Raw genomic sequence first — 23,482 nt, 5'->3', positions numbered from 1 at the left:
ATGAGGGGACGCACGTGGGCAGGATCGACCGTGCTCGTGGGAATGCTGGCCGTCATGCTGACCGCCTGCGCACCGGAACCATCGGAAGACGCCAATCCGACCCCGACGCCCAGCGAATTCGCGACGTCGACGCCGACGCCGACGCCCACACCGACGCCGGAGCCGAGCGAGGATGAGGAGGTGTCGCTGCCGACGTGCGACGAGTATCTGGGGTCGCCGCTCATGCAGGGCGAGTTGATCGGAGCGCCGCTGCAGGTCTCGAAGGACAGCGACGAGGTGCTCCCCTGGATGGACCGGCTCGGCCCCGCAGCTCTGACAACGTTCGACGCCGCGGAGACGAGACGTGCATGCGATTGGGTCGCGGGTCAGAACGGAGCGAGCGGCATGTTCGCGGTTCTCGACGACGACCAGCGCGACACGATGATCCGTGCGCTCGAGGAGTCCGATTATGTCGTGTCAGAAGGCGACGATGCCACGTCGTTCGTCTACCCGGCCGACAGCAGCCGTGCGCAGATCTGGCAGGGGTTCATCGGCGACGCGTGGGTGGTGGCGACCGACGCCTCGCTGGGTCGCGATCTCGCGGCGACGCTCACCGAGTTGCGCCCCGAACTCGTCGACTGAGGCGCGGTGTGTCGGGTCACCCGAACGACGCGATGCGATCCTTGTAAGCTCCCATCATGCGTCTGATCCTCGCTTCGACCTCCCCCGCACGGCTCTCGGTGCTGCGCGCAGCGGGTATCGAACCACTGTGCTTCTCGCCCGAGGTCGATGAGGAGGCGGAGGTCGCGGCGCGCGAAGCCGCTGACGGTCGACGGTTGACTGCGCCAGAACTCGTGGAGTACCTCGGACGACTGAAAGCGGAGGATGTGGTGCGGCGCCACGGCGACGAGATCCGCGCGGCCGGGGGAGGCCTCGTGCTCGGCGGCGACTCGGCCTTCCTGCTCGACGGCGAGATCCTCGGCAAACCGCATCTGCCCGAGGTCGCGCTCGAGCGCTCGCGGCAGCATCGCGGGGCCACCGGGGTGCTCCACTCCGGGCACTGGCTGATCGATTGCACGGAGTCATCTGCAGAAACGAGCCCCGGCCTCGAGCGAGGCGTCGGCGCGGTCGACACCGCGACCGTGACGCTCTCCGCCGACGTCACCGACGCCGAACTCGAGGCGTACGTCGCCACGGGTGAACCGCTGAAGCTCGCCGGGGGGTTCGCGATCGACGGGCTCGCCGGCGCATTCATCGAGCGGATCGAAGGAGCCCCGAGTTGCGTGATCGGGCTCTCGCTGCCGGCGCTCCGGAGCCTGGTGCGCGAGCTCGGGCACGAGTACCCGGCGCTCTGGACCACGTCCGGAGCGTAGGGCCATGGTTGCGGCGAACTTCACCCTGGTGCAGCTGCGCTACTTCGCGGAAGCCGCTCGCGCCGGCAGCATGACGGTCGCCGCCCGCAAGCTGCACATCTCCCAACCCGCGCTGTCGACCGCCATTACGCAACTCGAACGCGAACTCGGGGTGACGCTCTTCGAGCGGGTACCGAGTGTCGGCATCCGGCTGACCGAGTCCGGTCGTGAGATTTACCTCGATGCGGCCGCGCTGCTCACGCAGGCGGAGAGCCTGTCGGAACGCGCCGGGGGTCTTGAGGGCACGCTCTCGGGCACGCTCCGGATCGGGATGTATCTGCCGATGGCCCCGTTCCGCGCTCCGACGCTCGTGCAGGCGGTCGCGCGCCGGCACCCCGAGTTGGTGCTGGAACTCATCGAGGCGAACCACGACGAACTCGTGCGTCTGCTCGATGATCGTGAGATCGATGTCGCGTTGGCCTACTCGATGGCGCCGTTCGAGGCGTACCGCAGCGAGGTGCTCGAGACCATTCCCCCGCACGCGATCGTGCCGCCGCAGCACCCGCTCGCCGGGTCGTCCGAGCCGATCGAGTTGCAGCGTCTCGCACGGGATCCGCTGATCCTGCTTGATCTGCCCCACACCGCCTCCTACTACCTGAACCTCTTCCGGTCGGTCGGGGTCGAGCCCGATGTCCGCTTCCGCGTGCACGGGTACGAGACGGTGCGCGGACTCGTCGGGCAGGGGTTCGGCATCTCGGTGCTGAACCAGCGCATCGCGCACCCGCGCACTTACAGCGGGGCGCGAACCGTCGTCGTTGAACTCGCCGACGAGCTCACCGGTCTCTCGGTGAGCCTCGTGCGCAGAACGGACGAAGAGTCGGCTCGGGTCGAGGCGTTCGCCGACGTGTGTCGACGACTGTACGGAGTGCCGTCGGGGCCGGGGTTCCCGCAAAATGCTGAGCCAGCCCTATAGCTTCAGATTATGAACGAGGTGACGCGCGAATCGCGGGGCTTCGGTCCGGCGGCCCGCCTACCCTGAGATTCCGCGGCGAGTAACGGCGCGTTTACGGGCTGGAAACAGGCGGGACATCGCTCATCACCCCTGTGGGACCCGCAGCTCCGCGACAGGTGCAGATCTCACTCCCATCTCGTCCATTGACAGAGTCTATGTGGGGCGTCCACGCTGTTCCCCATGGATAGCAACGAAGCTTCACCACCTCCCCACGCCCGAACCTCGACCGTCGCCGCCGGTGCGGACGCCCCCGCGTCCGCTGCCGGTGAGCGCGCCTCGCAGCCGGTCCGGCCGGGCATCACCTCGATGCAGAAGCGCGTGCTCGCCGGCGGCAGTGTCGGTCAGTTCATCGAGTTCTACGATTTCGCGTTGTACGGGCTCTCCGCCGTGGTGCTGTCCACGCTGTTCTTCCCCTCCGACAATCAGCTCGCCGGCCTGCTCGCGCTCTTCGCGACGTTCGGTGTCGCCTTCCTGATCCGCCCGCTCGGCGGGTTGTTCTTCGGTGCCCTGGGGGACCGCATCGGCCGCCGCGCAGTGCTCGTCATCACGCTGCTCACGATCGGTGTCGCCACCACCGCGATCGGGCTGCTCCCGACCTACGAGGTGATCGGGCCGCTCGCGCCGATCCTGCTCGTCCTCATGCGCCTCCTCCAGGGCTTCTCGGCGGGTGGCGAATCTGCCGGAGCCCCCTCCTTCGTCTTCGAACACGCTCCCGTGCACCGCCGCGGCCTCTTCATCAACATCACGCTGGCGGCGACGGCGCTGCCCTCGGTCGTGGCCGCGTTCTTCATCCTGGTGCTCTCGACCTCGATGTCCGATGAGTCCTTCACGTCATGGGGCTGGAGGATTCCGTTCCTCATCGCCCTCCCGCTCGCGCTCGTCGGGCTCTGGATCCGCGCGAAGACGGAGGAGTCGCCCGCGTTCAAGGAGATGATGGAGGAGCAGGAGGAGAAGATCGAAGCCGACGTCATCGAGAAGCACACCCCCGTGCGCGATGCGTTCCGCGAGAACTGGTTGCAGATGATCCAGGTCGTCTTCGTCATGGGCCTCACGGCGATGGGCTTCTACTTCCTCTCCGGCTACTTCGTCTCCTACGTCTCGACGACCGGTGGCCTGAGCCGCGATCAGTCGCTGATGCTGAACGGCGCCGCGATGCTCGCGTACACGATTCTGCTGCCGCTGACGGGCATGATCGGCGACCGCGTCGGCCGCCGCCCGATGATGATCGGCGGCGCGATCGCCATCGCGGTGCTCGCGCTCCCGGCGTTCTGGCTCGTGACGAGCGGCAGCGTCGGACTCGCCCTGCTCGGACAGCTCATTTTCGTGATCGCGATCTGCACCTACGGTGGCGGGTGCTACACCTTCTTCATCGAGGTCTTCGACACGAAGAGCCGGTTCACCTCGGCGGCGTTCAGCTACAACCTCGGCTACGCCGTGCTCGGCGGCACCGCCCCCTTCGTCGGCACCGCGCTCGTGAACGCGACGAACGTCCCGTTCTCGCCCGCCTTCTACGTCATCGCGATCGCGATCATGACACTGCTCGCGATGCTGATCACGAAGGTGCCCGAGACCCGCGGACGTCGGGCATGACGCCGCAGCCGATTCAGACTCCGCTCGACCCGCAGAAAGAGAACGCAGACATGACTGACCCCGCCTTCACCGACCGCTTCCTCACCGACTTCCACGAGGTCGCCCGCATCGGCGCGACCGAGCATCAGGGCGTCGAACGGCAGGCGGCGACCGATGAGGATCGCCAGACGCGCGACTGGTTCGTCGCGTTCGCGCAGCGGCACGGGTGGCGGGTCGACGTCGACGGCATCGGCAACGTCTTCGCGACCGTCGAGCTCGTTCCCGGCGCACCCGCGGCGGTGCTGACGGGTTCGCACCTCGACTCGCAGCCGCGCGCCGGACGGTTCGACGGCGCCTATGGTGTGCTCGCCTCGCTGCACGCCGCTGCCGAGGTCGAACGCCTCGTGCGGTCTGGTCATGCCGAAGCCACCCACAACCTCGTGGTCGTGGACTGGTTCAACGAGGAGGGCAGCCGCTTCGCGCCGTCGATCATGGGCAGCTCGGTGTACGCGGGCCTCATGGACCGCGAGGAGATTCTCGCCGTGCGCGATATCGCGGGCACGAGCGTTCGTGAGGCGCTGAGTTCGATCGGGTACCTCGGCGACGCCGCGGGCCCCACCGACCTTGCGGCCTACGCCGAGATCCACATCGAACAGGGGCGCATCCTCGAACGCGAGGGCATCGCGATCGGCGCGGTCGATTCGAGCTGGTACACGCAGAAGCTCGACGTCGAGGTGCTCGGCGAGCAGTCGCACACGGGGGCGACGGCGATGGAAGATCGGCGCGACGCACTCGTCGGCGCCTCCCGCGTCACCCTGCTCGTGCGCGACATCTGCGCCGAGTTCCCCCCGGGCACCCTCGTCTCGTCGGTGGGGCAGATGACGGTCGAACCGAACTCGCCGATCGTCGTGAACAGCCGTGTGCACCTCGTCGCGGATCTCCGCGCGAACGACCCGGCCATCGTGCAGGAGGCGCGCGACCGTCTCGTCGAGCGGATCGCGCGCGTGGCCGAGGAGGAGCGACTCGACATCACCGCCACCGACTTCGATGTGCGACCGAACCGCTACTTCCCGCAGGAGGGCATCGCGGTGCAGGAGCGGGTCGCGAACGCGCTCGGACTCAGCATGCGCCGCGTGCAGACCATGGCCGGGCACGATTCGGTGGCCTTGAACACCATCACCCCGTCCATCATGACGTTCATCCCGTCGGTCGACGGCGTCTCGCACTGCGAGCGCGAGTTCACCACGGACGAGGACATGGTGCAAGGAGTGCGCATGCTCACCGGCGTGCTCACCGAACTCGTCGGCGGGGCACTCGACGGGGTGTCGTATCCCGGCACGGCGCCGGAGGACGCGCGATGAGCGGAACGCACGCGCTCGCCGCCCTCGACACCGACCTCTGCGCGCTCGGTGCGGTGGAGGCCCTCGGACGATTCCGGTCCGGTGAGCTCTCACCCGTCGAGCTGCTCGAAGCGGTGCTCGCGCGCATCGACGCCGTGGACGGCGGGCGCAATACCGGGGCTGACGCGGTTGCGGGCGGTACGCCCCCGAGCGACACCGACATCAACGCCGTCGTGCAGATCCTCGACGGTGCGCGAGACGCGGCGCGGGATGCCGAGCAGCGCTACCGCACCGATGACGTGGAACCGTTCGGTCGCGGGTCCACGGCACTGCTCGGGCTCCCCGTCGCCACCAAGGAGAAGCACGGCATCGCCGGCGAGCCCCTCAGCCAGGGACTCGGCGCGCTGCGCGCCGAGCGCGCCGCAGCCGATCACCCCGTCGTCGAACGGATCACGGCGGCGGGCGGTGTCATCCACGCCCGCACCAGCTCACCCGAGTTCAGCTGCGCAACCGTCACCCACTCCGGACTCTGGGGCGTCACCCGCAACCCGTGGAACCCCGCGCTCTCACCAGGCGGGTCCTCGGGCGGGGCGGGGGCGGCGCTCGCCGCCGGGTACGCGCCGCTCGCGACGGCGTCGGACATCGCCGGATCCACCCGGATCCCCGCCGCGTTCTGCGGGGTCGTCGGGTACAAGGCGCCTTACGGCCGGATCCCCGGGCTCCCGCCCCTCGCCGCGGACTGGTACCGCGGAGACGGGCCGATGGCGCGCACCGTCGCCGACACCGCACTGCTCACGAACGTGCTCTCCGGCGTTCATCCTGTCGACCACGGCACCGTCCCGGGTGCGGGCGCGCTCCCCGTCGAGTTTCCCGATGCGGGCGATTGGCTCGCCGGGAAGCGCATCGCGCTCGCGGTGCGGCTCGGCGACTACCCGGTGCACCCGGAGGTCGAGCGGGCGGTGCGCGACACCGCGGCCCGCCTGGCGGCTGCGGGTGCGATCGTCGAGGAGGTGGTCCTGCCGTGGACGAGCGGACGCATCCGCGACGTGACCATGGGGCACTTTGGGCACATCCTCGGGCCCGCGATGGCGCAGCTCACCTCTGGCATGACCGATCTCGCCGCCTACACGCAGCGGTTCATCGCCGATGCCGCATCGGCCGCAGAACGCATGCCGCTCGTCGACACGCTCGCCGGAGAGGCAGCGCTGCAGGCCGACCTCGCCGCGGCGATGCGCGGGTGCGATGTGCTGATCGCTCCGGTCAACGCGATGGATGGACTGCGGGCCGACGGCGCCTACCTCGACGGCCTGGACCTCGCGGGGCCCGACGGCGCACCCGTGCACCTCGACCACTACTGGCAGGGGCACATGACGGTGCCCTTCAACGTGGCGAACCGCTGCCCGGTGCTCGCCGTGCCCGCGGGTCGGGCGTCGAACGGCGTGCCGATCGGGATGCAGATCGTGGGGCATCCGTATGCCGAGGCATCCGTGTTCCACGCCGGTGCCGCGGTGGAGGCGCTGCAGCCGTGGCAGCGGCTCGCACCACTTGAGGCCTGAGGTCGATCAGCCGCCGTCGATGGCGTCGCCGCGGGCGAGCTGCGCGACCGTCAGTGTCGCGATCGTCGCTCCGTCGGCGAGGTCGACGCCGAGCAGCTGCTCGATGAGGTCGAGCCGCTGATAGAAGACCGACCGCGACAGGCGTGCCTGCTGGGCGGCGAGCGACCGGTTGGTCGGGTGGGCGAGGTAGGCGGCGAGCACGCGCGACAGGTCGCCGCTGTGCCCGACGCCCGACGTGCGGTCGTGCTCGAGCACCGGACCCAGGGTGTCGTCGACGAACTCCTGCACCTCCGGTGTCGCGGCGAAACCGCGCACCAGGTAGGCGAGGGGCTGCCGTTCGGCCTGTTGCACCAGGATCCGGCCGATGCGCGCCCCGCTCGGCACGGCTCCGGCGGCACGCACCCGTTCGAGGGAGGTGATGAGCGCACGGGTGCCCCGGGCCGGAACCCCGAGACTGAGCCGCGCTTCCCACGCGGTCGGCGTGGTGGCGGGCAGGACGCCCTCGAGTTCACGGGCGAGCCGACGCGCGAACGCGAGTGTCTCGCCGTCGGACGACCGAGCCCCGTGGGCATCGGTCGCGGTCGGGGGGAACGAGAGGAGCGCGAGCAGCTGGGTCCCGTCGCGTGAGGACGCCCGCTCCCGGTCGGCTCCGATGAGCACGCGCCCCCGCGGTGCCGCGGCGCGCCTCAGCGCGGTCTCGAGATGCGCGCGTTCGAGCGACGAGTGGGCGCCGAACGGGCCCGACCCGGTGAGTGTCGCGCCGATCAGCACCCGGTCGTCCACCGGAAGACCGGCTGCCGAGAGCTGCATGGCCACGTCGGACTCCCGCCGATAGCGTCCGCTGAGCACCGTGTCGAAGAGCTGCTGCGCGCTGAGTCGCAGCCAGACGCCGCCGTCCGCATCCGAGAGCCGCGCGAGTGCCAGTGCGAAAGCCCCGAGCTCGAGAACGGTGCTGCGGCCGGCGGGGTGCGCGGGTCCCGGCAGGGCCGTGAGGCGGCCCCACCGCTCGCCCCGAGCTTCGACGGGCACCCGATCCCAGCGCGGCGGGAGTGCGAAGTCACGCCCCGGGCGGTCCGCCCATGCGGCCAGCACGGTCTCGGGGGCACCGGACTCGCGATCCGATCCACCGGCGGTCGCCCACGTGACCACATGGTGCGCCGCGTCCTCCAGCACGACCGGGGCGCCGAGCGTCGTCGACAGTCGCTCTACGACGTAATCCACCGGACTCCGGTTGAGTCCGAGTTCCGTGAGCATCGCGTGCACCTCGGCCCGAGCCTGCAGAGCTGCGGTCTGCGACGCCAGAATGAGCTGGTGCACGCGCTGCGTGATCTGCACGAATCGGGTCACCCGCCGCAGGGCGATGAGCGGGATGCCGAGCGCGGAGCATCCGGCCACGAGGGGGAGTGGGGCATCGGCGAAGGTCTTCCCGAGTTCGAGCACGACCGCGGCCGGGGCCGTCTGCAGCAGCTCGTCGACGATCGGCTGCAGCTCGGCGTCGTCGAGCGGCCACCCGGTGCCCGTGGTGAGGATCAGCTCGCCGCCGTCGATCAGGGCGGCTGCGTCCGGCCCGGCGACCACGTGCGCCCACCGGACACTCCGTTCGAGTCCCTCGGCGCCCGCGACGACCACGGGGTCGCCGGCGCGCATCTCGTCGAGCTCGAGAATGTCGCGCACGGACAACGGTGCAGCGGGGACCTCGGACATCGCCCCTCCGATACGTCCTCGAACATGATTCATACATAGTGTACGAGAATCGTGCCAGAATCCCATGATCTGACGGTTCTGATCGAAGCGGGTACCCGCGAGACTGGGGGAAACGGCGTGGTGACGCGCCGGACAGTCTGATCGAGAGGAACCAGGTTCATGGCATTGATCCCGCACTTCATCGCCGGCGAGCGCGTCGAGGACGCCGCCCGGACGCAGCCCGTCTTCAACCCGGCCACCGGTGCCGAGCAGCACGAGGTCGCCGTCGCTTCGGCCGAGACCGTCGAGCGTGCGATCGCCGCGGCGCAGCGGGCGCTGCCCGCGTGGCGCAAGACGAGCCTCACGAAGCGCGCGGACGTGTTCTTCAACCTGCGCCAGCTGCTGAAGCAGCGCACGCCCGAACTCGCCGCCATCGTGACGAGCGAGCACGGCAAGGTGCTCTCCGACGCTGCCGGCGAGATCGCCCGCGGACTCGAGAACGTCGAGTTCGCATCGGGGCTGATGCAGCTCCTCAAGGGCGAGCGCGACGAGCAGGTCTCGACCGGCGTCGACGTGCACTCGGTGAAGCAGCCCGTCGGCGTCGTCGCGGCGATCACCCCCTTCAACTTCCCGGTCATGGTGCCGCTCTGGATGATCGCGAGCGCGATCGCCTGCGGCAACACCGTCGTGCTGAAGCCGAGCGAGCGCGACCCCTCCGCCTCCCTCTTCATCGCGGAGCTCTTCCGCGAGGCCGGGCTGCCCGACGGTGTGCTCAATGTCGTGCAGGGTGACAAGGTCGCCGTTGACACGCTGCTCGACAGCCCCGTCGTCAAGGCGGTGTCCTTCGTCGGATCCACGCCGATCGCCCGCTCCATCTACCAGCGCGCCTCCGCGAACGGCAAGCGCGTCCAGGCGCTCGGCGGCGCGAAGAACCACATGCTCGTGCTGCCCGACGCCGACATCGACATGACGGCGGACGCCGCGGTCTCGGCCGCCTACGGTTCCGCGGGCGAGCGCTGCATGGCCGTCTCCGTCGTGGTGGCCGTCGGCGACTCGGCCGACCGGCTTATCCCGGCGATCCAGGACCGCATCAAGAACCTTACGATCGGCGACGGCACCGATCCCGCCTCGGAGATGGGCCCCCTCATCACCGCCGAAGCGCGCGAACGCGTCGCCTCCTACGTCGCCGGAGCCGCAGACGAGGGCGCCACCGTCGTCGTGGACGGCCGCGAGCAGCACTTCGACGGCAACGGATTCTTCATCGGCGTCTCGCTCATCGACCACGTGCAGGCGGACAGCAAGGTGTACCGCGACGAGATCTTCGGACCCGTGCTCGCCGTCGTGCGGGTCGATACCTACGAAGAGGGCGTGCAGCTCATCAACGATCACCAGTACGGCAACGGCACCGCGATCTTCACCCGCGACGGCGGTGCGGCGCGACAGTTCGAGTTCGAGGTCGAGGCGGGCATGGTGGGCATCAACGTGCCGATTCCCGTACCCGTCGGCTCGTTCTCGTTCGGCGGCTGGAAGGACTCGCTCTTCGGCGACACCCACATCTACGGCCCCGAGTCGGTCCACTTCTACACCCGATCGAAGGTCGTCACGACCCGCTGGCCGGATCCCGAGTCGTCGCAGGTCGACCTCGGCTTCCCCAGCAACCACTAGAGCAGGGGAGGCATCGACATGTCCGACTACACCGATCTCACCGGCACCGAGCGCAGCTTCGGCGACGCGGAAGCCGAACAGGCCGTTCGCCAGAACGACCGTCAGTACGTCTTCCACTCCTGGTCGGCGCAGGGCGCCATCGATCCACTGCCCGTCGCGAAAGGCGAGGGTGTGCGGTTCTGGGACTACGCGGGAACGGAGTACCTCGACTTCTCGTCGCAGCTGGTGAACCTGAACCTCGGTCACCAGCACCCGGGGCTCGTGCAGGCGATCCAGGAGCAGGCCGGTCGCCTGGCCACCATCCAGCCCGCCGTCGCGAACGACGTTCGCGGTGAACTCGCGAAACGCATCGTGGAGCACTCCTTCACGGGCGCCCGCTCGGTGTTCTTCACCAACGGCGGAGCCGACGCCAACGAGTACGCCGTGCGCATGGCGCGGCAGCACACCGGCCGGCAGAAGGTGCTCGCGCGCTACCGCTCGTACCACGGTTCCACCGCGACCGCGATCACGATGACCGGTGAACCCCGGCGCTGGGCGAATGGCGTCATCGACGCGAACGTCGTCCACTTCGAGGGTCCGTACGCGTACCGGTCGGCGTTCCACGCCGAGTCCCCCGAGCAGGAGACCGAGCGCGCACTCGCGCACCTCGAGCGCACGATCCAGTTCGAGGGGCCTGAGACCATCGCGGCCATCGTGCTCGAGACCGTGACCGGCACCAACGGTGTGCTCGTGCCGCCGCCCGGGTATCTGCCCGGTGTGCGTGAGCTCTGCGACCGGCACGGCATCTTGCTCATCTGCGACGAGGTCATGGTCGGCTTCGGGCGCATCGGCGAGTGGTTCGCCTACCAGGCGTTCGACGTGCGGCCCGACCTCGTGACCTTCGCGAAGGGCGTCAACTCGGGCTACGTGCCCATCGGCGGCGTCGTGATCTCGGAGGACATTCACCGGACGTTCGAGCAGCGCCCCTTCCCGGGCGGCCTCACCTACTCGGGGCACCCGCTGGCGTGCGCCACCGGTGTCGCCACGTTCGACATCTTCGAGCGCGAGGGCATCCTGGAACGGGTGCGCGATCTGGGATCGCGCGTCGTCGAACCGCGCCTCGCGGAGATGGCGGCGAAGCACCCGTCGATCGGCGAATACCGGGGTCGCGGACTGTTCTGGGCGCTCGACCTGGTGAAGGATCGTGAGACCCGCGAACCCCTCATCCCGTTCAACGCCTCCGGTGAAGCGGCAGCGCCGTTCACCGCCGTGGTGAACGCGTGCAAGGCAGCAGGGCTCTGGCCGTTCGCGGCAGGCAACCGGCTGCAGATCGCACCGCCGCTCATCATCTCGGAAGCGGACCTCGTCACCGGGCTCGACATCATCGACGCTGCCCTCGACGTCGCCGACGGGTACACCACCGGGGCCTAAGCCCGCGACGTGCCGCAGGATCGCGTCCCCGCGGGGGCGCGATCCTGCGGTTTCGCGATTCCGCGCGCTCCCGCCCCGCGGGCCCCTTCGCGCCCCTCGCGTCCGTCGGTCCCATCGGGCCCTCGCGCCCCTCGCGCCCCACGCGCCCCTGGCGCCCCACGCGCCCCTGGCGCCCCGCTACTGTGCGGGGTTCTGTGCGCTATTCCCGGCTGAAAGACACAGAACCCTGCACTGGAGCCTGGATGAGGTGCGCGGTGAGGTGTGGTGGTGACGAGCCGTCCGGACTACCTGTCCTGCGGACCCGAGGAGTCCGGGTCACTCGCGGCACCCGCGTCGTCCGTGTCGCCCGAGTCATCGGGGCGCGTGCGTCGAGACAGCAGCAACGCACCCACGCCGATCAGCACGAGCACGACGGCGCCGAGGATCCACGGCAGCAGCGAACTCGACCCGGTACGCGCCAACTCATCCCCGCTGGACGACGCGCCACCGAGCACCGTGAACATCGTCGACGCGAGTTCCATCTCGTTCTGCACCTCGATCTCGGTCTCCGAGAAGACGACGCCGGCGGTCACCAGGTAGGTGCCGGGCGCGATGGCGTCTCCGAAGTCCGCGGACCAGGTGCCGTCGGCGTTCACAACCACATCGGGCTGTGCATCCGGGTCGTAGACGACCGTGCTGCCGGTCCCGTTGAGGCTCACGCTGAGGCCGAGCCCGAGTTCAACGCTGCTCGCGAGCGTGGGGTCGAGCGTTCCCGTGATGACGGAGGGAGCCGCGTCTGCGGCGATGCTCTCTCCGTCCGACACCGATGTGATCGTGACGGGTTCGAAGAAGTAGGCGAAGACACCGCTCATGCCGACGAGCTCGCCGTCGATCAACTGACTGACGTAGGCGATGAAGAACTCAGACTGCACCGGTTGTGCGAGCTGCAGCTGCCACGAACCATCGGCTTCGACGGTCGTGACGTATTCCTTCTTCGTTGAGTCGTCGTCTGAGAACGGTGTCAGGCGCACTGTGAAGATCTCGAGAGCGGCACCGGGCTCCCCTGAGCCGGAGAGCGTGGTGAGTGGTCCGGTGTACCAGGCTCCTGACTCGATGTTGTCGATGGTGGGGTCAAGCTCCCCGGTCCATTCACCGAAGACGTAGAACATCACCTCGGCGGTGGAACTCGCTCCATCGACGATCTGCTGTGCGCTGACCCAGTAGGCGCCCTCGGGAAGTGGCTCGCCGTCGTCGGCAAGTGCAGCGCTCCAACCGCCGTCCACCTCGACGGTGTCTTCGACGGTCCGATCGGTCAACCAAGTGTCCTCGTCGGAGGCCTCCCAGTCGTACGAACGGACCGTGATGACCAGGGGAGCGTCGGGCTCGCCCGATCCTGAGATGTGTGCGGGGGAGTCTTCCGTTGAAAAGTCCGACTCGTCGGTGATCGAGGTGATGGAGACGGGCGCGACCGGAGCGTCGTCAGCGGGCGCATCGGCTTCGGGGGAGGGCGCCGGGTCCGCGGAACCCACGGCATCGGCAGACCCGCCGGAATCGCCGGACCCATCGGCCGCGCTGTTCACATCGCCGCTCGCACCGTCGTCGTCGGTGCCGTCGGCGCCGGACTCCGCCTCATTCGCGGGATCGGACGTGCCGCCGCCCTCGACCTCGTCCGCCGTAGTCGAATCATCGGCAGGCGCGGGCGGCGTCGGAGCCACGGGGTCGACGAGCTGCTGCTCGAGCGAGGGGTCGGCGATCGGCTCCGCCGAGGCGGGGCCGGTGATCCCGAGGCTCGCGACGCCGATGAGGAGTGCGACTCCCCAGGACAGTGGGCTTTTCGGCTTCATGATGCTCCTCGCGTGACCGGATCTTCGGGCCCGTCATGCCGCCGTACATCCGCTGCGATCGTTCCCCTGTGTGGAGCATACGCACAGAAAGTTCTCAGGGCAACGAAGGACTCGTGGTTTCTCATGCAGCGCGATCAGTGACGTCGAGCCATCACCGCGGAAACCATTACTCGTTGATGAGGACGCCCTGTGAAGACTGCACCGACCCGGACGCGCGCGAGTGCGCGCCGATGCGCTGGTTCATGTGCTTCACGGTGCGCAGCACGACAGACCGGTCACCGACCGCTGCATCGGGCAGTGCCCGTTCGAGATCTGCCTCGAACCGGCTGAGCTCGGAGATGTGGGACAGTCCGACCGACACGATCAGATTGCACCAGCTCGCCGAGGTCGCGGCGAATCGCACCTGGGGTACCGTCGCGATGCTGCGTCCTGCAGTGAGGACCGTTCGCCCGGGAGCCGAGATGAAATACCAGGCGTTCACCGGCCAATCGGAAGCCTCCCGGGCGATATCCGTGCGCAACGCGAGGGCGCCAGACCCGCGCAACGTCGCGATGCCGTCGGCGAGGCGCTGCGGCGCGATGCCCGTGCGCTCGGACATGTCGGAGACCTGCGCCCTCCCGTCGACCCAGAGTTCGCGCATGATGGCACCATCGACATCGTCGGGGACGCGGGTCGCTGCGCGCTGCCGTGGAGGTGCCGGAAGCGGGATGCGCTCGACCTCTGCGGGCTCGAGCGCGTGCAGTCGCCAATCCCGGTCGTGGATCAGTGTTTCACTCAGGAGGTGGCTGCGGATGGCGCGCACCCCCTCGAGGGTGTCGACCTCGAGTGTCAGGAATCGTGACGCGGCAGGGAGATCGTCGAAGGCTATGAGGGCGAGGAGCGTCCGGGCCCCGAGGCGAACTCGAGCACCTCGACCCGGGGATCCCGCGAAAGCTCTTTGGCGACGGCTTTGCTCAGCACGAGATCGCAGTCGATCTCGAGGAGAACGAGCTGGCCTCGCGTATCGAGGCCGGTGATCCAGGCGAAACCCTCCGTGGTGATCCGCTCCCACCGTCGCGCCAACGTGCTGGAGCCGACGCCGATGATCGGCGCGAGCTGATTCCAGGAGGCACGCGGCTCGACCTGGAGCGCGTGCAGCAGCCGGAGGTCCGTGCGGTCGAGGTCGGACGTGTTCACCGCGTCCCGCCGCTGCCGGTCTGAGAGATATGCACCATAGTCGTTATTATCTCCGGGTGAACCGTTCGAGGATACATTCCGCGCGGGGAGTCCGCCGCGTCGTGAGGGGTGAGTGCCCCGAGGGAACTGAGTGCGACACCGCGAGTCGCGAACATGCATAGGCGAACTATGTAAATAGTGATACGATCTTAGGCATGACGGCGACACATGGATCGGCAGGCGATCGGAACGACCGCACCGCCGTCGATCTCATCGTCGCCGCCAGCCGGTTCACCCGTCGGGCGGGTCGAGTCCCCGGATTCACCTATTCCTCTACCGCATGGCGTGTGCTCGCCGAGCTCGAACAACGCGGGGCGATGCGCATCAGCGACCTCGTCCACTTGCAGCGCATCACGCAGCCGACCATGACCGCGCTCGTGCAGCGACTGGAGGGAGAAGGGTGGGTGACCCGTGAACCCGACCCCGACGACGGACGCGCCACACTCGTCCGGCTCACCGAGCTCGGGGCCACCGCGCTCGGCGAGTACCGCCAGGCGGCGGCGACGCGCATCACGCCGTTGCTCGCGGAACTCACGGAGTTCGACCGCGCCACGCTGGTGCGTGCGGCCGAGCTGCTTGAGCGCATGAGCGACGATCCCGCGCTCTCCTGAGCCGCACCGCGCGAACGAACCGGTCGCTGACCACCGCACGCAATCGAGGAGCCATCACGAGCACCACATCCGAATCCCAGACCGCATCCCGACCCGTCTCGAGCGGCGAGCGGCACGTCGCGCAGACGACCGCAGCGCGGTCGTCGATCCTGAAGCAGCCGATCACGGTCTGGGCGATCGCGTTTGCCTGCACCGTCTCGTTCATGGGTATCGGGCTGGTCGATCCGATCCTGCCGGCCATCAGTCACGACCTCGGTGCGACGCCGAGCCAGACGATGCTGCTGTTCACGAGCTACCTGTTCATCACCGGTATCGCGATGTTCTTCACGAGTTGGGTCTCGAGTTGGATCGGCGTCCGATGGACGCTTGTCGCCGGGCTCGTGCTGGTCGTCGCGTTCGCCGCGCTCGCCGGAGCGTCGGGCACCGTGAATGAGATCATCGGATTCCGTGCAGGCTGGGGCCTCGGCAACGCGCTCTTCATCTCCACGGCACTCGCCGCAATCGTCGGGGCGGCCTCCGGGGGATCGCGACAGGCCATCGTCCTGTACGAGGCGGCGCTCGGACTCGGCATGGCGGTCGGGCCGCTCGTCGGCGGTGCGCTCGGGTCCGTGTCCTGGCGCGGACCGTTCTTCGGCACGGCCGCGCTGATGGCGATCGCACTGGTCGCGATCCTGGTGCTGCTGAAGTCGCCGAAGCGCGCAGCAGGTGCTCAAGCAACGGAGCGGTTGTCGCTCTTCGCCTCCATCCGTGCCCTGCGGCACCCCGCATTGCTCACCCTCGCGGTCGTCGCCGTGTTCTACAACTTCGGGTTCTTCACGCTCCTCGCGTACAGCCCGTACCCGATGGAGGCCGCTGCTGCGGCGTCGGGGGCAGAGTTCGGCGCGCATCAGCTGGGCCTCGTCTTCTTCGGCTGGGGCCTGGCTCTGGCGATCACCTCGGTGACGGTCGCGCCGGCGCTCACCCGACGGTTCGGGCTGCGGCCGGTGCTGTTCACGATGCTCGGCGGGCTCGCGATCCTCCTCGGTCTGCTCGGCGTCTTCGTGGATCGCCTGCCGGTCTTGATCGTCGTCGTCATCGCGGCGGGGCTGCTGCTCGGCATCATGAACACCGCGTTGACCGAGGCGGTCATGGAGGCCACTGATCTGCCGCGCAATGTCGCTTCATCGGCGTACTCGGGCGTGCGCTTCATCGGCGGGGCGATCGCTCCAGCCGTCGCGGGACCCCTGGCTGCGGCGCTCGGATCAGGGGTGCCGTACTGGGCGGGGGCGATCGCGCTCACGATCTCGATCGTCGCGCTGATCATCGGCGGGAGCCGTTTGGCTCACGTCGGTCAGCCGCACCAGGCGGAAGCAGAGGCCGCCGCGATCGGTCTCGGCGACGCCGACTGAGCGCACGGGAGGAACTACGCGAGCAGCTCCTGGATGCGTCGAATGCCCTCGACGAGCGCGTCGTCGCCCAGCGCGTAGCTGAACCGCAGGTAGCCGCTGGGGCCGAATGCCTCACCCGGTACCGCGGCGACCTCGGCCTCGGTGAGGATCAGGTCGGCGAGTTCGAGTGATGTCGTGGGCGTGACGCCGCGGACCTCGCGCCCGAGTGCCGCGGTCACGTCCACGTACGCGTAGAACGCGCCCTCCGGGGTCGGGCAGTTGAAGCCGGGAACCCGATTGAGTTCTTCCACGATCAGCTTCCGGCGTCGATCGAACGCAAGACGCATCTCTTCGATGGGCTCCTGCGGGCCGGTCAGCGCGGCGACCGCTGCGCGCTGCGCGATGTTGTTGATGTTCGAGGTCAGGTGCGACTGCAGGTTCGCCGCGCCCTTGATGATGTCGGAGGGCCCCACCATCCAGCCGACCCGCCAGCCCGTCATGGCGAACGTCTTGGCGACACCGTTCACCAGGATGGTGCGATCTTGCAATGCCGGAACCGCTTCGACGATCGACACGGCGCGCACGCCGTCGTAAGTGAGGTTCTGGTAGATCTCGTCGGCGATCACCCAGAGCCCGTGCGACGCGGCCCATTCGCCGATCACGCGGGTCTCTTCAGGAGAGTAGACGGCTCCGGTCGGGTTCGATGGCGACACGAAGAGCAGCACCTTGGTGCGGTCGGTACGCGCGGCCTCAAGCTGATCGACCGTGACCTTGTACCCCTGTTCGGCGCCGGCGAAGACATCGACGGGAACGCCGTCGGCGAGTGCGATCGCTTCGGGGTAGGTGGTCCAGTAGGGGGAGGGGACGATGACCTCGTCGCCCGGATCGAGCAGCACCTGGAACGCCTGGTACACGCCCTGCTTGCCACCGTTCGTCACGATGACCTGTGACGGCTCGACCGTCCAGCCCGAATCACGCGCCGTCTTCGCGGCAACGGCCTGACGAAGCTCGGGCAGGCCGACGGCTGCGGTGTAACGGAAGTTCTTCGGGTCGTCGAGAGCGGCGCGCGCCGCATCGACGATGTGCTCGGGCGTCGCGAAATCGGGCTCGCCCGCGGCGTAGCTGATCACGGGTCGGCCCTCGGCCTGGAGGGCTTTCGCCTTCGCGTCGACCTTGAGGGTCGCCGACTCGGCGATAGCGGAAATCTTCTGCGACAGGCGGCTCTCGATGCTCACCTGAACCAGCCTACGGCACGCGGGTGCCTCGGGGGAGTGCCGATCCTCCCGCGAAGCGCAATGCGTGGATAACCGGTGCGCGCAGAGGCTGGGGACGATCGCGGCGCGCGTGTCCCGGCGCCGGTTCGACAATGCAGGCGCGCATCCCCTACACTCTTTCGAGGTTGACTTCTGCCAAAATCTTCCATGCCCTCGCGCACTCGTTGCGCGGTCAGCATGCGATGAGAGAATAGGCGGCGGCAGCCCATAGGGCGGTGGCGCAATTGGTAGCGCAGCGGTCTCCAAAACCGCAGGTTGCAGGTTCGAGTCCTGTCCGCCCTGCCGAACCCCTCGCGATTGCGAGGGGCGATCGAAAGGACACCCGTGAGCAGCAACGAGATCGAAGAGTCCGGAGGCGGACTCGTCGAACGCGCCAAAGCTGACAGTGCCAAGCGTTCCTGGTTCGGCAAGATCATCCTGTTCGTGCAGCAGGTGTTCGCCGAACTGAAGAAGGTCGTCACCCCGACACGCAAAGAACTGGTCAGGTTCACGCTGGTGGTGCTCGCGTTCGTGGTCATCATGATGGCGATCGTGTGGGTCCTCGATCAAGCATTCGGTTGGGCCACGGTGTTCGTCTTCGGTACCCCACTGACGTAGCCCCTGAGCCGCACGCGGCTCATTCAGGCCCACCCTCACCCACGACCCAGAAAGTTCAGATGACGAGCGAGAACAGCAACACTCCCGAGGCCGATCTCGACGCGGCCCTCGACGCGCTGGCGCAGTCGACGGACCCCGACGTGGACGCCGCCGTCGAAGACGCGCTGCACATCGACACCCCCGAGGAGGCCGTCGCGGCATCGAACGCGATCGCCGACGAGCAGTCCGAGGAGGCGCCGGCCGAGGAACCCGATGAGGATCCCTACGCCGCCTTCAAGCGTGAACTCCGCCTGAAGCCGGGCAAGTGGTACGTCGTGCACAGTTACGCGGGCTACGAGCGCAAGGTGAAGTCGAACCTGTGGAACCGTCGCGAGACGATGGGCGCGGTCGACGACATCTACGAGATCCAGGTCCCCATGGAAGATGTCATGGAGGTCAAGAACGGGCAGCGCAAGATGGTGACCCGCGTGCGGATCCCCGGTTACGTGCTCGTGCGCATGAACCTCAACGAGAACTCGTGGTCCGTCGTGCGTCACACGCCCGGTGTCACCGGCTTCGTGGGCAACGCCCACAACCCGGTCCCGCTCCGCTTCAAGGAAGCGTTCGAGATGCTGAAGAGCACCGTGGAGCTCGAGCCGGTCGAGACCGCAAAGTCGAAGGCCGCCACGAACGCCGCATCGCAGGGCCAGTTCGAGATCGACTTCGAGGTTGGCGAGACCATCACGATCAAGTCGGGATCCTTCGAGGGCCTCCCCGGCACGATCAGCGAGATCAACGCGGCGAGCGGCAAGCTCACCGTCCTTGTCTCCCTGTTCGAGCGCGAGACGCCGGTCGAGCTCAGCTTCGACCAGGTCACCAAGATGATCTGACCTGCCCCGCAGGTTCGCAGAACGCCCCGTCGCATTGAGCGACGGGGCGTTTGTCGTGCGCCGCGCTCCGTGAGCGTCGGGTCGCCATCCTGCCCGCCCTCATGCCCCTCCCCGTCCCCATGCCCTCGAGATCGCAGTTGTGCTGGCTTCGCGCCGTTCGAAAGGTGTCTTTGCGAGCTCTCGGTGGGACGCCGCCGGGGGGTGAGGCGAGGCGGGGGTCAGGTCGGGGCGAACGCGGCGCTCCCGCCGGGAACCCCTGTCGAGGTCGCAGTTGTGCTGGCTTCGCGACCCTCGAAGGGTGCGTTTACGCGCTCTCGGCGAAGGCCCCCGCCCCCGCCCGCGCCGGGCGACCCGCGCCCCGCCGTTTCCTGTGAAGTCGCCCGAAGTATGCCACCATGGTCTGGGTGCGCGGCTAGGCCGCGCGAATGTGACAGCGACGGCGAACACCGACAGCAAGGACGCTCAACGATATGGCTTCGAGATTCGGACGCGAGGCGATCACCGCCCCGCCCACGTTCAACCGGTGGATGATTCCGCCGGCTGCACTCGCGATTCACCTCTGCATCGGTCAGGTGTACGCGTTCAGCGTGTTCAAGACGCCGTTCATGGAGCACTTCGATGCGCGTGAGGTGTCGATCGGTTGGATCTTCTCGCTGGCGATCCTGATGCTGGGGTTGTCGTCGGCGATCTTCGGCACGTGGGTGGAGAAGGTCGGCCCGCGCGCGTCGATGCTCGCCGCGGGCGCCTGCTGGGTGTCCGGCTTCTTCGTGGCCTCGCTCGGGATCGCGACGGGCCAGTTGTGGCTCGTGTACCTGGGCTACGGGTTCATCTGCGGCATCGGGCTCGGCATCGGGTACATCTCGCCGGTGTCGACGCTGATGAAGTGGTTCCCGGATCGTCCGGGCCTGGCGACGGGTCTTGCGATCATGGGCTTCGGCGGCGGCGCGCTGATCGCCAGCCCCATGTCGAACGCGCTCATGTCGTTCTACGGCGGCGGGGATGAGGCGAGCGATCTGGTGGCGGGTCTGACGCCGACGTTCGTGACGCTGGCGATCGTGTACGCCTTCGTGATCGCTGCGGGTGCGTTCGTGATTCGCGTGCCGCACCCGGATTGGCGCCCGAAGAACTGGGATCCGTCGAAGGACCGCGCGAAGCCGATGCAGACGAAGCGCAACGTGTCCGCGAAGAACGCGATCCGCACCCCGCAGTTCTGGCTGCTCTGGGTGGTGCTGTTCACGAATGTGACGGCCGGTATCGGCATTCTCGAGAACGCGGCTCCGATGATCACCGACTACTTCGGGATCGCCGCCGCCGCGGCCGCGGGCTTCGTCGGACTCCTCTCGCTGGCCAACATGGGCGGACGGTTCGTGTGGTCGACCCTCTCCGATGTGATCGGGCGCAAGAACACGTACATGATGTACCTCGGTGTCGGTGCGGTCGCGTATCTGCTGATCTCGATGTTCGGTGGCGGGTCCCTCGCGCTCTTCCTGGTCGCGACCCTGGTGATCATGTCGTTCTACGGTGGCGGGTTCGCGACGATCCCGGCCTACCTGAAGGATCTGTTCGGCACGATGCAGGTCGGCGCGATCCACGGTCGCCTGCTGACCGCATGGTCGGCGGCGGGTGTGGTGGGTCCGCTCGTCGTGAACTCGGTGGTGCAGAAGGGCGCAGACTCGGGGCTCGAGGGTCCGTCGCTCTACACGCCAGGACTGCTCATCATGGTCGGCCTGCTGGTGATCGGGTTCATCGCGAACCTGCTGGTGCGTCCCGTGAAGGAGAAGTTCGCCGAGCCCGAGGCTCCGGCGACGAACGAGGAAGGTGAGCAGCGATGAACGCGACTTCGGAATCCCCGGTGGGGAACGGCGCCACGGGACCGTACCGGGTGGTGGCGACCGCGCTCACCCTCGTGGTGGTCGGCGGACTGGGCTACGGATTGGTGCAGACCGCCATCAAGGCGGCGGCGATCTTCACCGGCTGAACGGCCACCCGGTGTACGCCTCGGCGAGGTAGGTCTTTCCGGCGTCCGACTCGACGACGGATCGCAACTCGCCGAGCTGTCGCTCGCGGTCGAACGCGCCGGCGTCGGGTGTGCGGTGGAGCATGCTCGTCATCCACCACGAGAAGTGCTGCGCCTTCCAGATGCGGTGCAGCGCGATGTCGGCGAAGGCGTCGATGCGATGCTCGTCGCCCTCGAGCACGAGGTCGCCGAGGGCGTCGGCGAGCAGCAGCACGTCGGCGATGGCGAGGTTCATGCCTTTCGCTCCGGTGGGCGGCACGGTGTGGGCGGCGTCTCCGATGATCGCGGCGCGACCGCGCCGCAGGCGGCCGGCGACGAAGCTGCGGAATCGCAGCACGTCCCGCTGGAAGATGGGCCCTTCGCGGAGGGTCGTTCCGGGCACCCGCGCCTGCAGGGTGTCCCAGAGCTCGGCTTCGCTGAAGCGTTCGGGATCGGTGTCGGGATCGCACTGGAAGTACATGCGCTGCACCGTGTCGGAGCGCTGGCTGATGAGTGCGAAGCCGGCGTCCGAGTTGCTGTAGATGAGCTCGTCCGCGCTCGGCGGCGCTTCGCAGAGCACGCCGAACCACGCGAACGGGTACTCGCGGTACCGGCTGGTCTCGCGGTCGGCGACCGCCTGCCTGACGACGCTGCGCGAACCGTCGGCGCCCACGACGAACTGGGCGGCGAGCTCGATCACCGTCTCCGGCACGACCTCTCCGTCGCCGTCGACCGCGTGCGCGCGCACCGCGGGGCGGTCGCCGTCGATCCCCGAGACCCCGGTGACCTCGTGCGAGAAGCGGATGTCCTGGCCCGCGGCCAGGCGGTCGGCGATGAGGTCTTTCAGGACCTCGTGCTGCGGGTAGAGCCAGACGCTGCGGCCGACGAGGCTCGGGAAGTCGATGCGGTGACCTTCGCCGGCGAAGCGGAGTTCGATGCCGTCATGGCGGTTCCCGTCGGTGAGGACACGACTGCCGGGGAGCGTCGACAGGATATCGACGGTGCCCTGCTCGAGGATGCCGGCGCGGATCGTCGATTCGATCTCTGTGCGCGTGCGCCGATCGAACACGACGGAGTCGATGCCGCGCTCGGCGAGGAGATGGGAGAGGAGGAGCCCGGCGGGGCCCGCTCCGACGATCGCTACCTGGGTGCTGGCGAGGGGCATGGGCTCTCCTGGGTCATCGTTGACTGCGGCATCGTCGACGAGGGTGTCTCCGACGAGGTGGCGCGCGGGACGACCGCGGACTGCACCGTTCTCGTCCAGCTTGCCGAGCAGGCGCACCGGTCGCCAACGCACTCTCACTGAGTGGGACTAAAGTGAGAGCAGCGTCGAGTCGGCAGCGCGCATGTGCCGCAGCCGAGTGCGTGATGGCGACGGAGGAGCGGTGGCAGAACCGGAACACGGCGAGGGCGTGCTCGATCGCGCGCTCCGGGTGCTGCACTGCTTCTCCGAGGACGAGCTCGAACTCACGGCGGCGGAGATCGGTCGGGTCACCGGGCTCGCCTCGTCGACCCTGCACCGCCTGCTCGCGACGCTGGTCGAGCGGGGGCTGCTCGCCAGAGTGCCCGGCAAGCGCTATGTGATCGGCACGCGGCTGTGGGAACTCGGCGAACTCGCGCCGGTCTCGGTGCGCCTCAGGGAGCGCGCGATCCCGCACCTGCTCCGCCTGTACGAGGCGACGGGCGAGAACGTGCATCTCGCCGTGCTCGACGGCCCGAGCCCGGCCCAGTCGACGGCGTTGTACGTCGGTCGCGTGACGGGTCGGATGTCCATCCCCACGGTGACGCGGGCCGGTGGTCAGGGGCCGCTGCACACGACCGGGGTGGGCAAGGCGCTGTTGGCGACCCGTGATGAGTCGTGGCTGGCGCAGTACTTCACGGCTCCGCGCCCGCCCGAGACGCTGCACTCCGTTTGCGACGAGGGCGCGCTGCGGCACGAGATCGTGCAGACGCGCGATCGCGGCTACGCGACGACGCGCGAGGAGATGACGCTCGGCAACATCTCGGTGGCGGTCGCGTTGCCGGTGCTCGACGGTCTTCCACCGGTCGCTCTCGGGCTCGTCGTGCACCTCGAGCGTGCGGACGAGCGACACCTCGCCCGTCTCGTCGCCCAGGCGGCGAGCGAACTCACGGCGGCTCTGCGCGACGCGCGCTGACCGTTCCG

At 68.4% G+C, this 23,482-nt stretch carries 21 protein-coding genes and 1 tRNA gene; 16 read left to right on the top strand and 6 right to left on the bottom strand.

Translation table 11 applies throughout. The annotated features are described in order from the left end of the window. The 6 genes from J4H85_RS00490 to J4H85_RS00465 all read left to right on the top strand — a co-directional run bounded on the left by J4H85_RS00490 (position 1) and on the right by J4H85_RS00465 (position 6,808). Entirely contained in the window at positions 1 to 621 is a 621-nt protein-coding gene (locus tag J4H85_RS00490; protein ID WP_208235860.1) for a hypothetical protein, read from the top strand. A 56-nt stretch (positions 622 to 677) separates the two neighbouring features. Further along, a complete protein-coding gene (locus J4H85_RS00485; RefSeq protein ID WP_208235858.1) occupies positions 678 to 1,352 on the top strand; it encodes a Maf family protein in 675 nt (224 codons plus the stop codon). Between the two features lie 4 nt (positions 1,353 to 1,356). Continuing rightward, a complete protein-coding gene (locus J4H85_RS00480) occupies positions 1,357 to 2,304 on the top strand; it encodes a LysR family transcriptional regulator (protein WP_208235856.1) in 948 nt (315 codons plus the stop codon). 219 nt (positions 2,305 to 2,523) lie between these two features. Further along, a complete protein-coding gene (locus J4H85_RS00475; protein ID WP_243893289.1) occupies positions 2,524 to 3,933 on the top strand; it encodes an MFS transporter in 1,410 nt (469 codons plus the stop codon). Between the two features lie 50 nt (positions 3,934 to 3,983). Continuing rightward, positions 3,984 to 5,273, top strand: a complete 1,290-nt coding sequence (locus J4H85_RS00470; protein WP_208235854.1) for a M20 family metallo-hydrolase — start codon at positions 3,984 to 3,986, stop codon at positions 5,271 to 5,273. Further along, the gene (locus tag J4H85_RS00465) at positions 5,270 to 6,808 is read left to right on the top strand and encodes an amidase (RefSeq protein WP_208235852.1); all 1,539 of its coding nucleotides are present in this window, start codon (positions 5,270 to 5,272) and stop codon (positions 6,806 to 6,808) included. Before J4H85_RS00470 ends, J4H85_RS00465 begins: the two co-directional genes overlap by 4 nt. 6 nt (positions 6,809 to 6,814) lie before the next feature. Here the strand turns inward: J4H85_RS00465 and J4H85_RS00460 are convergent, their stop codons facing one another. Further along, the gene (locus J4H85_RS00460; RefSeq protein WP_208235850.1) at positions 6,815 to 8,512 is read right to left on the bottom strand and encodes a PucR family transcriptional regulator; all 1,698 of its coding nucleotides are present in this window, start codon (positions 8,510 to 8,512) and stop codon (positions 6,815 to 6,817) included. Positions 8,513 to 8,671: 159 nt separating this feature from the next. Here J4H85_RS00460 and J4H85_RS00455 point away from each other — a divergent pair, with 159 nt between their 5' ends. Then, entirely contained in the window at positions 8,672 to 10,156 is a 1,485-nt protein-coding gene (locus J4H85_RS00455) for a CoA-acylating methylmalonate-semialdehyde dehydrogenase (protein ID WP_208235848.1), read from the top strand. A gap of 18 nt (positions 10,157 to 10,174) precedes the next feature. After that, positions 10,175 to 11,566 (top strand): aspartate aminotransferase family protein, encoded by a 1,392-nt coding sequence (locus J4H85_RS00450; RefSeq protein ID WP_208235846.1) that lies wholly within the window; start codon positions 10,175 to 10,177, stop codon positions 11,564 to 11,566. Positions 11,567 to 11,850: 284 nt separating this feature from the next. On the opposite strand, the gene J4H85_RS00445 is transcribed toward J4H85_RS00450, so the two are convergent. The 3 genes from J4H85_RS00445 to J4H85_RS00435 form a co-directional block, all read right to left on the bottom strand. Further along, a complete protein-coding gene (locus J4H85_RS00445; protein ID WP_208235845.1) occupies positions 11,851 to 13,389 on the bottom strand; it encodes a hypothetical protein in 1,539 nt (512 codons plus the stop codon). 166 nt (positions 13,390 to 13,555) lie between these two features. Further along, positions 13,556 to 14,191 (bottom strand): Lrp/AsnC family transcriptional regulator, encoded by a 636-nt coding sequence (locus tag J4H85_RS00440; RefSeq protein ID WP_208235844.1) that lies wholly within the window; start codon positions 14,189 to 14,191, stop codon positions 13,556 to 13,558. A gap of 62 nt (positions 14,192 to 14,253) precedes the next feature. Further along, positions 14,254 to 14,565 (bottom strand): Lrp/AsnC family transcriptional regulator, encoded by a 312-nt coding sequence (locus J4H85_RS00435; protein ID WP_208235843.1) that lies wholly within the window; start codon positions 14,563 to 14,565, stop codon positions 14,254 to 14,256. A gap of 194 nt (positions 14,566 to 14,759) precedes the next feature. Here J4H85_RS00435 and J4H85_RS00430 point away from each other — a divergent pair, with 194 nt between their 5' ends. Both J4H85_RS00430 and J4H85_RS00425 read left to right on the top strand, forming a co-directional pair. Then, positions 14,760 to 15,215, top strand: a complete 456-nt coding sequence (locus J4H85_RS00430; RefSeq protein ID WP_208235842.1) for a MarR family winged helix-turn-helix transcriptional regulator — start codon at positions 14,760 to 14,762, stop codon at positions 15,213 to 15,215. Positions 15,216 to 15,418: 203 nt separating this feature from the next. Further along, entirely contained in the window at positions 15,419 to 16,603 is a 1,185-nt protein-coding gene (locus J4H85_RS00425; RefSeq protein ID WP_372440176.1) for an MFS transporter, read from the top strand. A gap of 14 nt (positions 16,604 to 16,617) precedes the next feature. Here the strand turns inward: J4H85_RS00425 and J4H85_RS00420 are convergent, their stop codons facing one another. Further along, positions 16,618 to 17,817, bottom strand: coding sequence for a pyridoxal phosphate-dependent aminotransferase (locus J4H85_RS00420; protein ID WP_208235841.1), 1,200 nt, complete (start codon positions 17,815 to 17,817; stop codon positions 16,618 to 16,620). Between the two features lie 248 nt (positions 17,818 to 18,065). Here J4H85_RS00420 and J4H85_RS00415 point away from each other — a divergent pair. The 5 genes from J4H85_RS00415 to J4H85_RS00395 all read left to right on the top strand — a co-directional run bounded on the left by J4H85_RS00415 (position 18,066) and on the right by J4H85_RS00395 (position 21,300). Beyond that, positions 18,066 to 18,138 (top strand) — tRNA-Trp (locus tag J4H85_RS00415). Between the two features lie 42 nt (positions 18,139 to 18,180). Next, a complete protein-coding gene (secE, locus tag J4H85_RS00410) occupies positions 18,181 to 18,453 on the top strand; it encodes a preprotein translocase subunit SecE (RefSeq protein ID WP_208235840.1) in 273 nt (90 codons plus the stop codon). 59 nt (positions 18,454 to 18,512) lie between these two features. Next, complete coding sequence (gene nusG, locus J4H85_RS00405) at positions 18,513 to 19,322, top strand: transcription termination/antitermination protein NusG (RefSeq protein WP_208235839.1); 810 nt, start codon at positions 18,513 to 18,515, stop codon at positions 19,320 to 19,322. Between the two features lie 470 nt (positions 19,323 to 19,792). Beyond that, on the top strand, positions 19,793 to 21,154 hold the full coding sequence (locus J4H85_RS00400) for an L-lactate MFS transporter (RefSeq protein WP_208235838.1): 1,362 nt from the start codon (positions 19,793 to 19,795) through the stop codon (positions 21,152 to 21,154). Further along, positions 21,151 to 21,300 carry a hypothetical protein gene (locus J4H85_RS00395; protein ID WP_208235837.1) on the top strand — a complete coding sequence of 50 codons (150 nt, stop codon included), beginning with the start codon at positions 21,151 to 21,153 and terminating at the stop codon, positions 21,298 to 21,300. Before J4H85_RS00400 ends, J4H85_RS00395 begins: the two co-directional genes overlap by 4 nt. Here J4H85_RS00395 and J4H85_RS00390 read toward each other — a convergent pair. Then, the gene (locus J4H85_RS00390; RefSeq protein WP_208237238.1) at positions 21,290 to 22,483 is read right to left on the bottom strand and encodes a 4-hydroxybenzoate 3-monooxygenase; all 1,194 of its coding nucleotides are present in this window, start codon (positions 22,481 to 22,483) and stop codon (positions 21,290 to 21,292) included. The two genes, J4H85_RS00395 and J4H85_RS00390, sit on opposite strands and share 11 nt — an antisense overlap. 220 nt (positions 22,484 to 22,703) lie before the next feature. Between J4H85_RS00390 and J4H85_RS00385 the strand changes: the two genes are divergently transcribed. Next, positions 22,704 to 23,474, top strand: a complete 771-nt coding sequence (locus J4H85_RS00385) for an IclR family transcriptional regulator (RefSeq protein ID WP_307863282.1) — start codon at positions 22,704 to 22,706, stop codon at positions 23,472 to 23,474. The last annotated feature ends 8 nt before the right edge of the window (positions 23,475 to 23,482 follow it).

Source organism: Leucobacter tardus, from assembly GCF_017583045.1.
Lineage (GTDB): Bacteria > Actinomycetota > Actinomycetes > Actinomycetales > Microbacteriaceae > Leucobacter > Leucobacter tardus.
This window is presented reverse-complemented; position numbering and strand designations above follow the sequence as displayed.

Excerpts from the sequence above, each read along its gene's own strand:
- J4H85_RS00490 (WP_208235860.1), top strand. The coding sequence starts at position 1 with ATGAGGGGACGCACGTGGGCAGGATCGACCGTGCTCGTGGGAATGCTG.
- J4H85_RS00485 (WP_208235858.1), top strand. The coding sequence starts at position 678 with ATGCGTCTGATCCTCGCTTCGACCTCCCCCGCACGGCTCTCGGTGCTG.
- J4H85_RS00480 (WP_208235856.1), top strand. The coding sequence starts at position 1,357 with ATGGTTGCGGCGAACTTCACCCTGGTGCAGCTGCGCTACTTCGCGGAA.
- J4H85_RS00475 (WP_243893289.1), top strand. The coding sequence starts at position 2,524 with ATGGATAGCAACGAAGCTTCACCACCTCCCCACGCCCGAACCTCGACC.
- J4H85_RS00470 (WP_208235854.1), top strand. The coding sequence starts at position 3,984 with ATGACTGACCCCGCCTTCACCGACCGCTTCCTCACCGACTTCCACGAG.
- J4H85_RS00465 (WP_208235852.1), top strand. The coding sequence starts at position 5,270 with ATGAGCGGAACGCACGCGCTCGCCGCCCTCGACACCGACCTCTGCGCG.
- J4H85_RS00460 (WP_208235850.1), bottom strand. The coding sequence starts at position 8,512 with ATGTCCGAGGTCCCCGCTGCACCGTTGTCCGTGCGCGACATTCTCGAG.
- J4H85_RS00455 (WP_208235848.1), top strand. The coding sequence starts at position 8,672 with ATGGCATTGATCCCGCACTTCATCGCCGGCGAGCGCGTCGAGGACGCC.
- J4H85_RS00450 (WP_208235846.1), top strand. The coding sequence starts at position 10,175 with ATGTCCGACTACACCGATCTCACCGGCACCGAGCGCAGCTTCGGCGAC.
- J4H85_RS00445 (WP_208235845.1), bottom strand. The coding sequence starts at position 13,389 with ATGAAGCCGAAAAGCCCACTGTCCTGGGGAGTCGCACTCCTCATCGGC.
- J4H85_RS00430 (WP_208235842.1), top strand. The coding sequence starts at position 14,760 with ATGACGGCGACACATGGATCGGCAGGCGATCGGAACGACCGCACCGCC.
- J4H85_RS00425 (WP_372440176.1), top strand. The coding sequence starts at position 15,419 with ATGGGTATCGGGCTGGTCGATCCGATCCTGCCGGCCATCAGTCACGAC.
- nusG (WP_208235839.1), top strand. The coding sequence starts at position 18,513 with ATGACGAGCGAGAACAGCAACACTCCCGAGGCCGATCTCGACGCGGCC.
- J4H85_RS00400 (WP_208235838.1), top strand. The coding sequence starts at position 19,793 with ATGGCTTCGAGATTCGGACGCGAGGCGATCACCGCCCCGCCCACGTTC.
- J4H85_RS00395 (WP_208235837.1), top strand. The coding sequence starts at position 21,151 with ATGAACGCGACTTCGGAATCCCCGGTGGGGAACGGCGCCACGGGACCG.
- J4H85_RS00390 (WP_208237238.1), bottom strand. The coding sequence starts at position 22,483 with ATGCCCCTCGCCAGCACCCAGGTAGCGATCGTCGGAGCGGGCCCCGCC.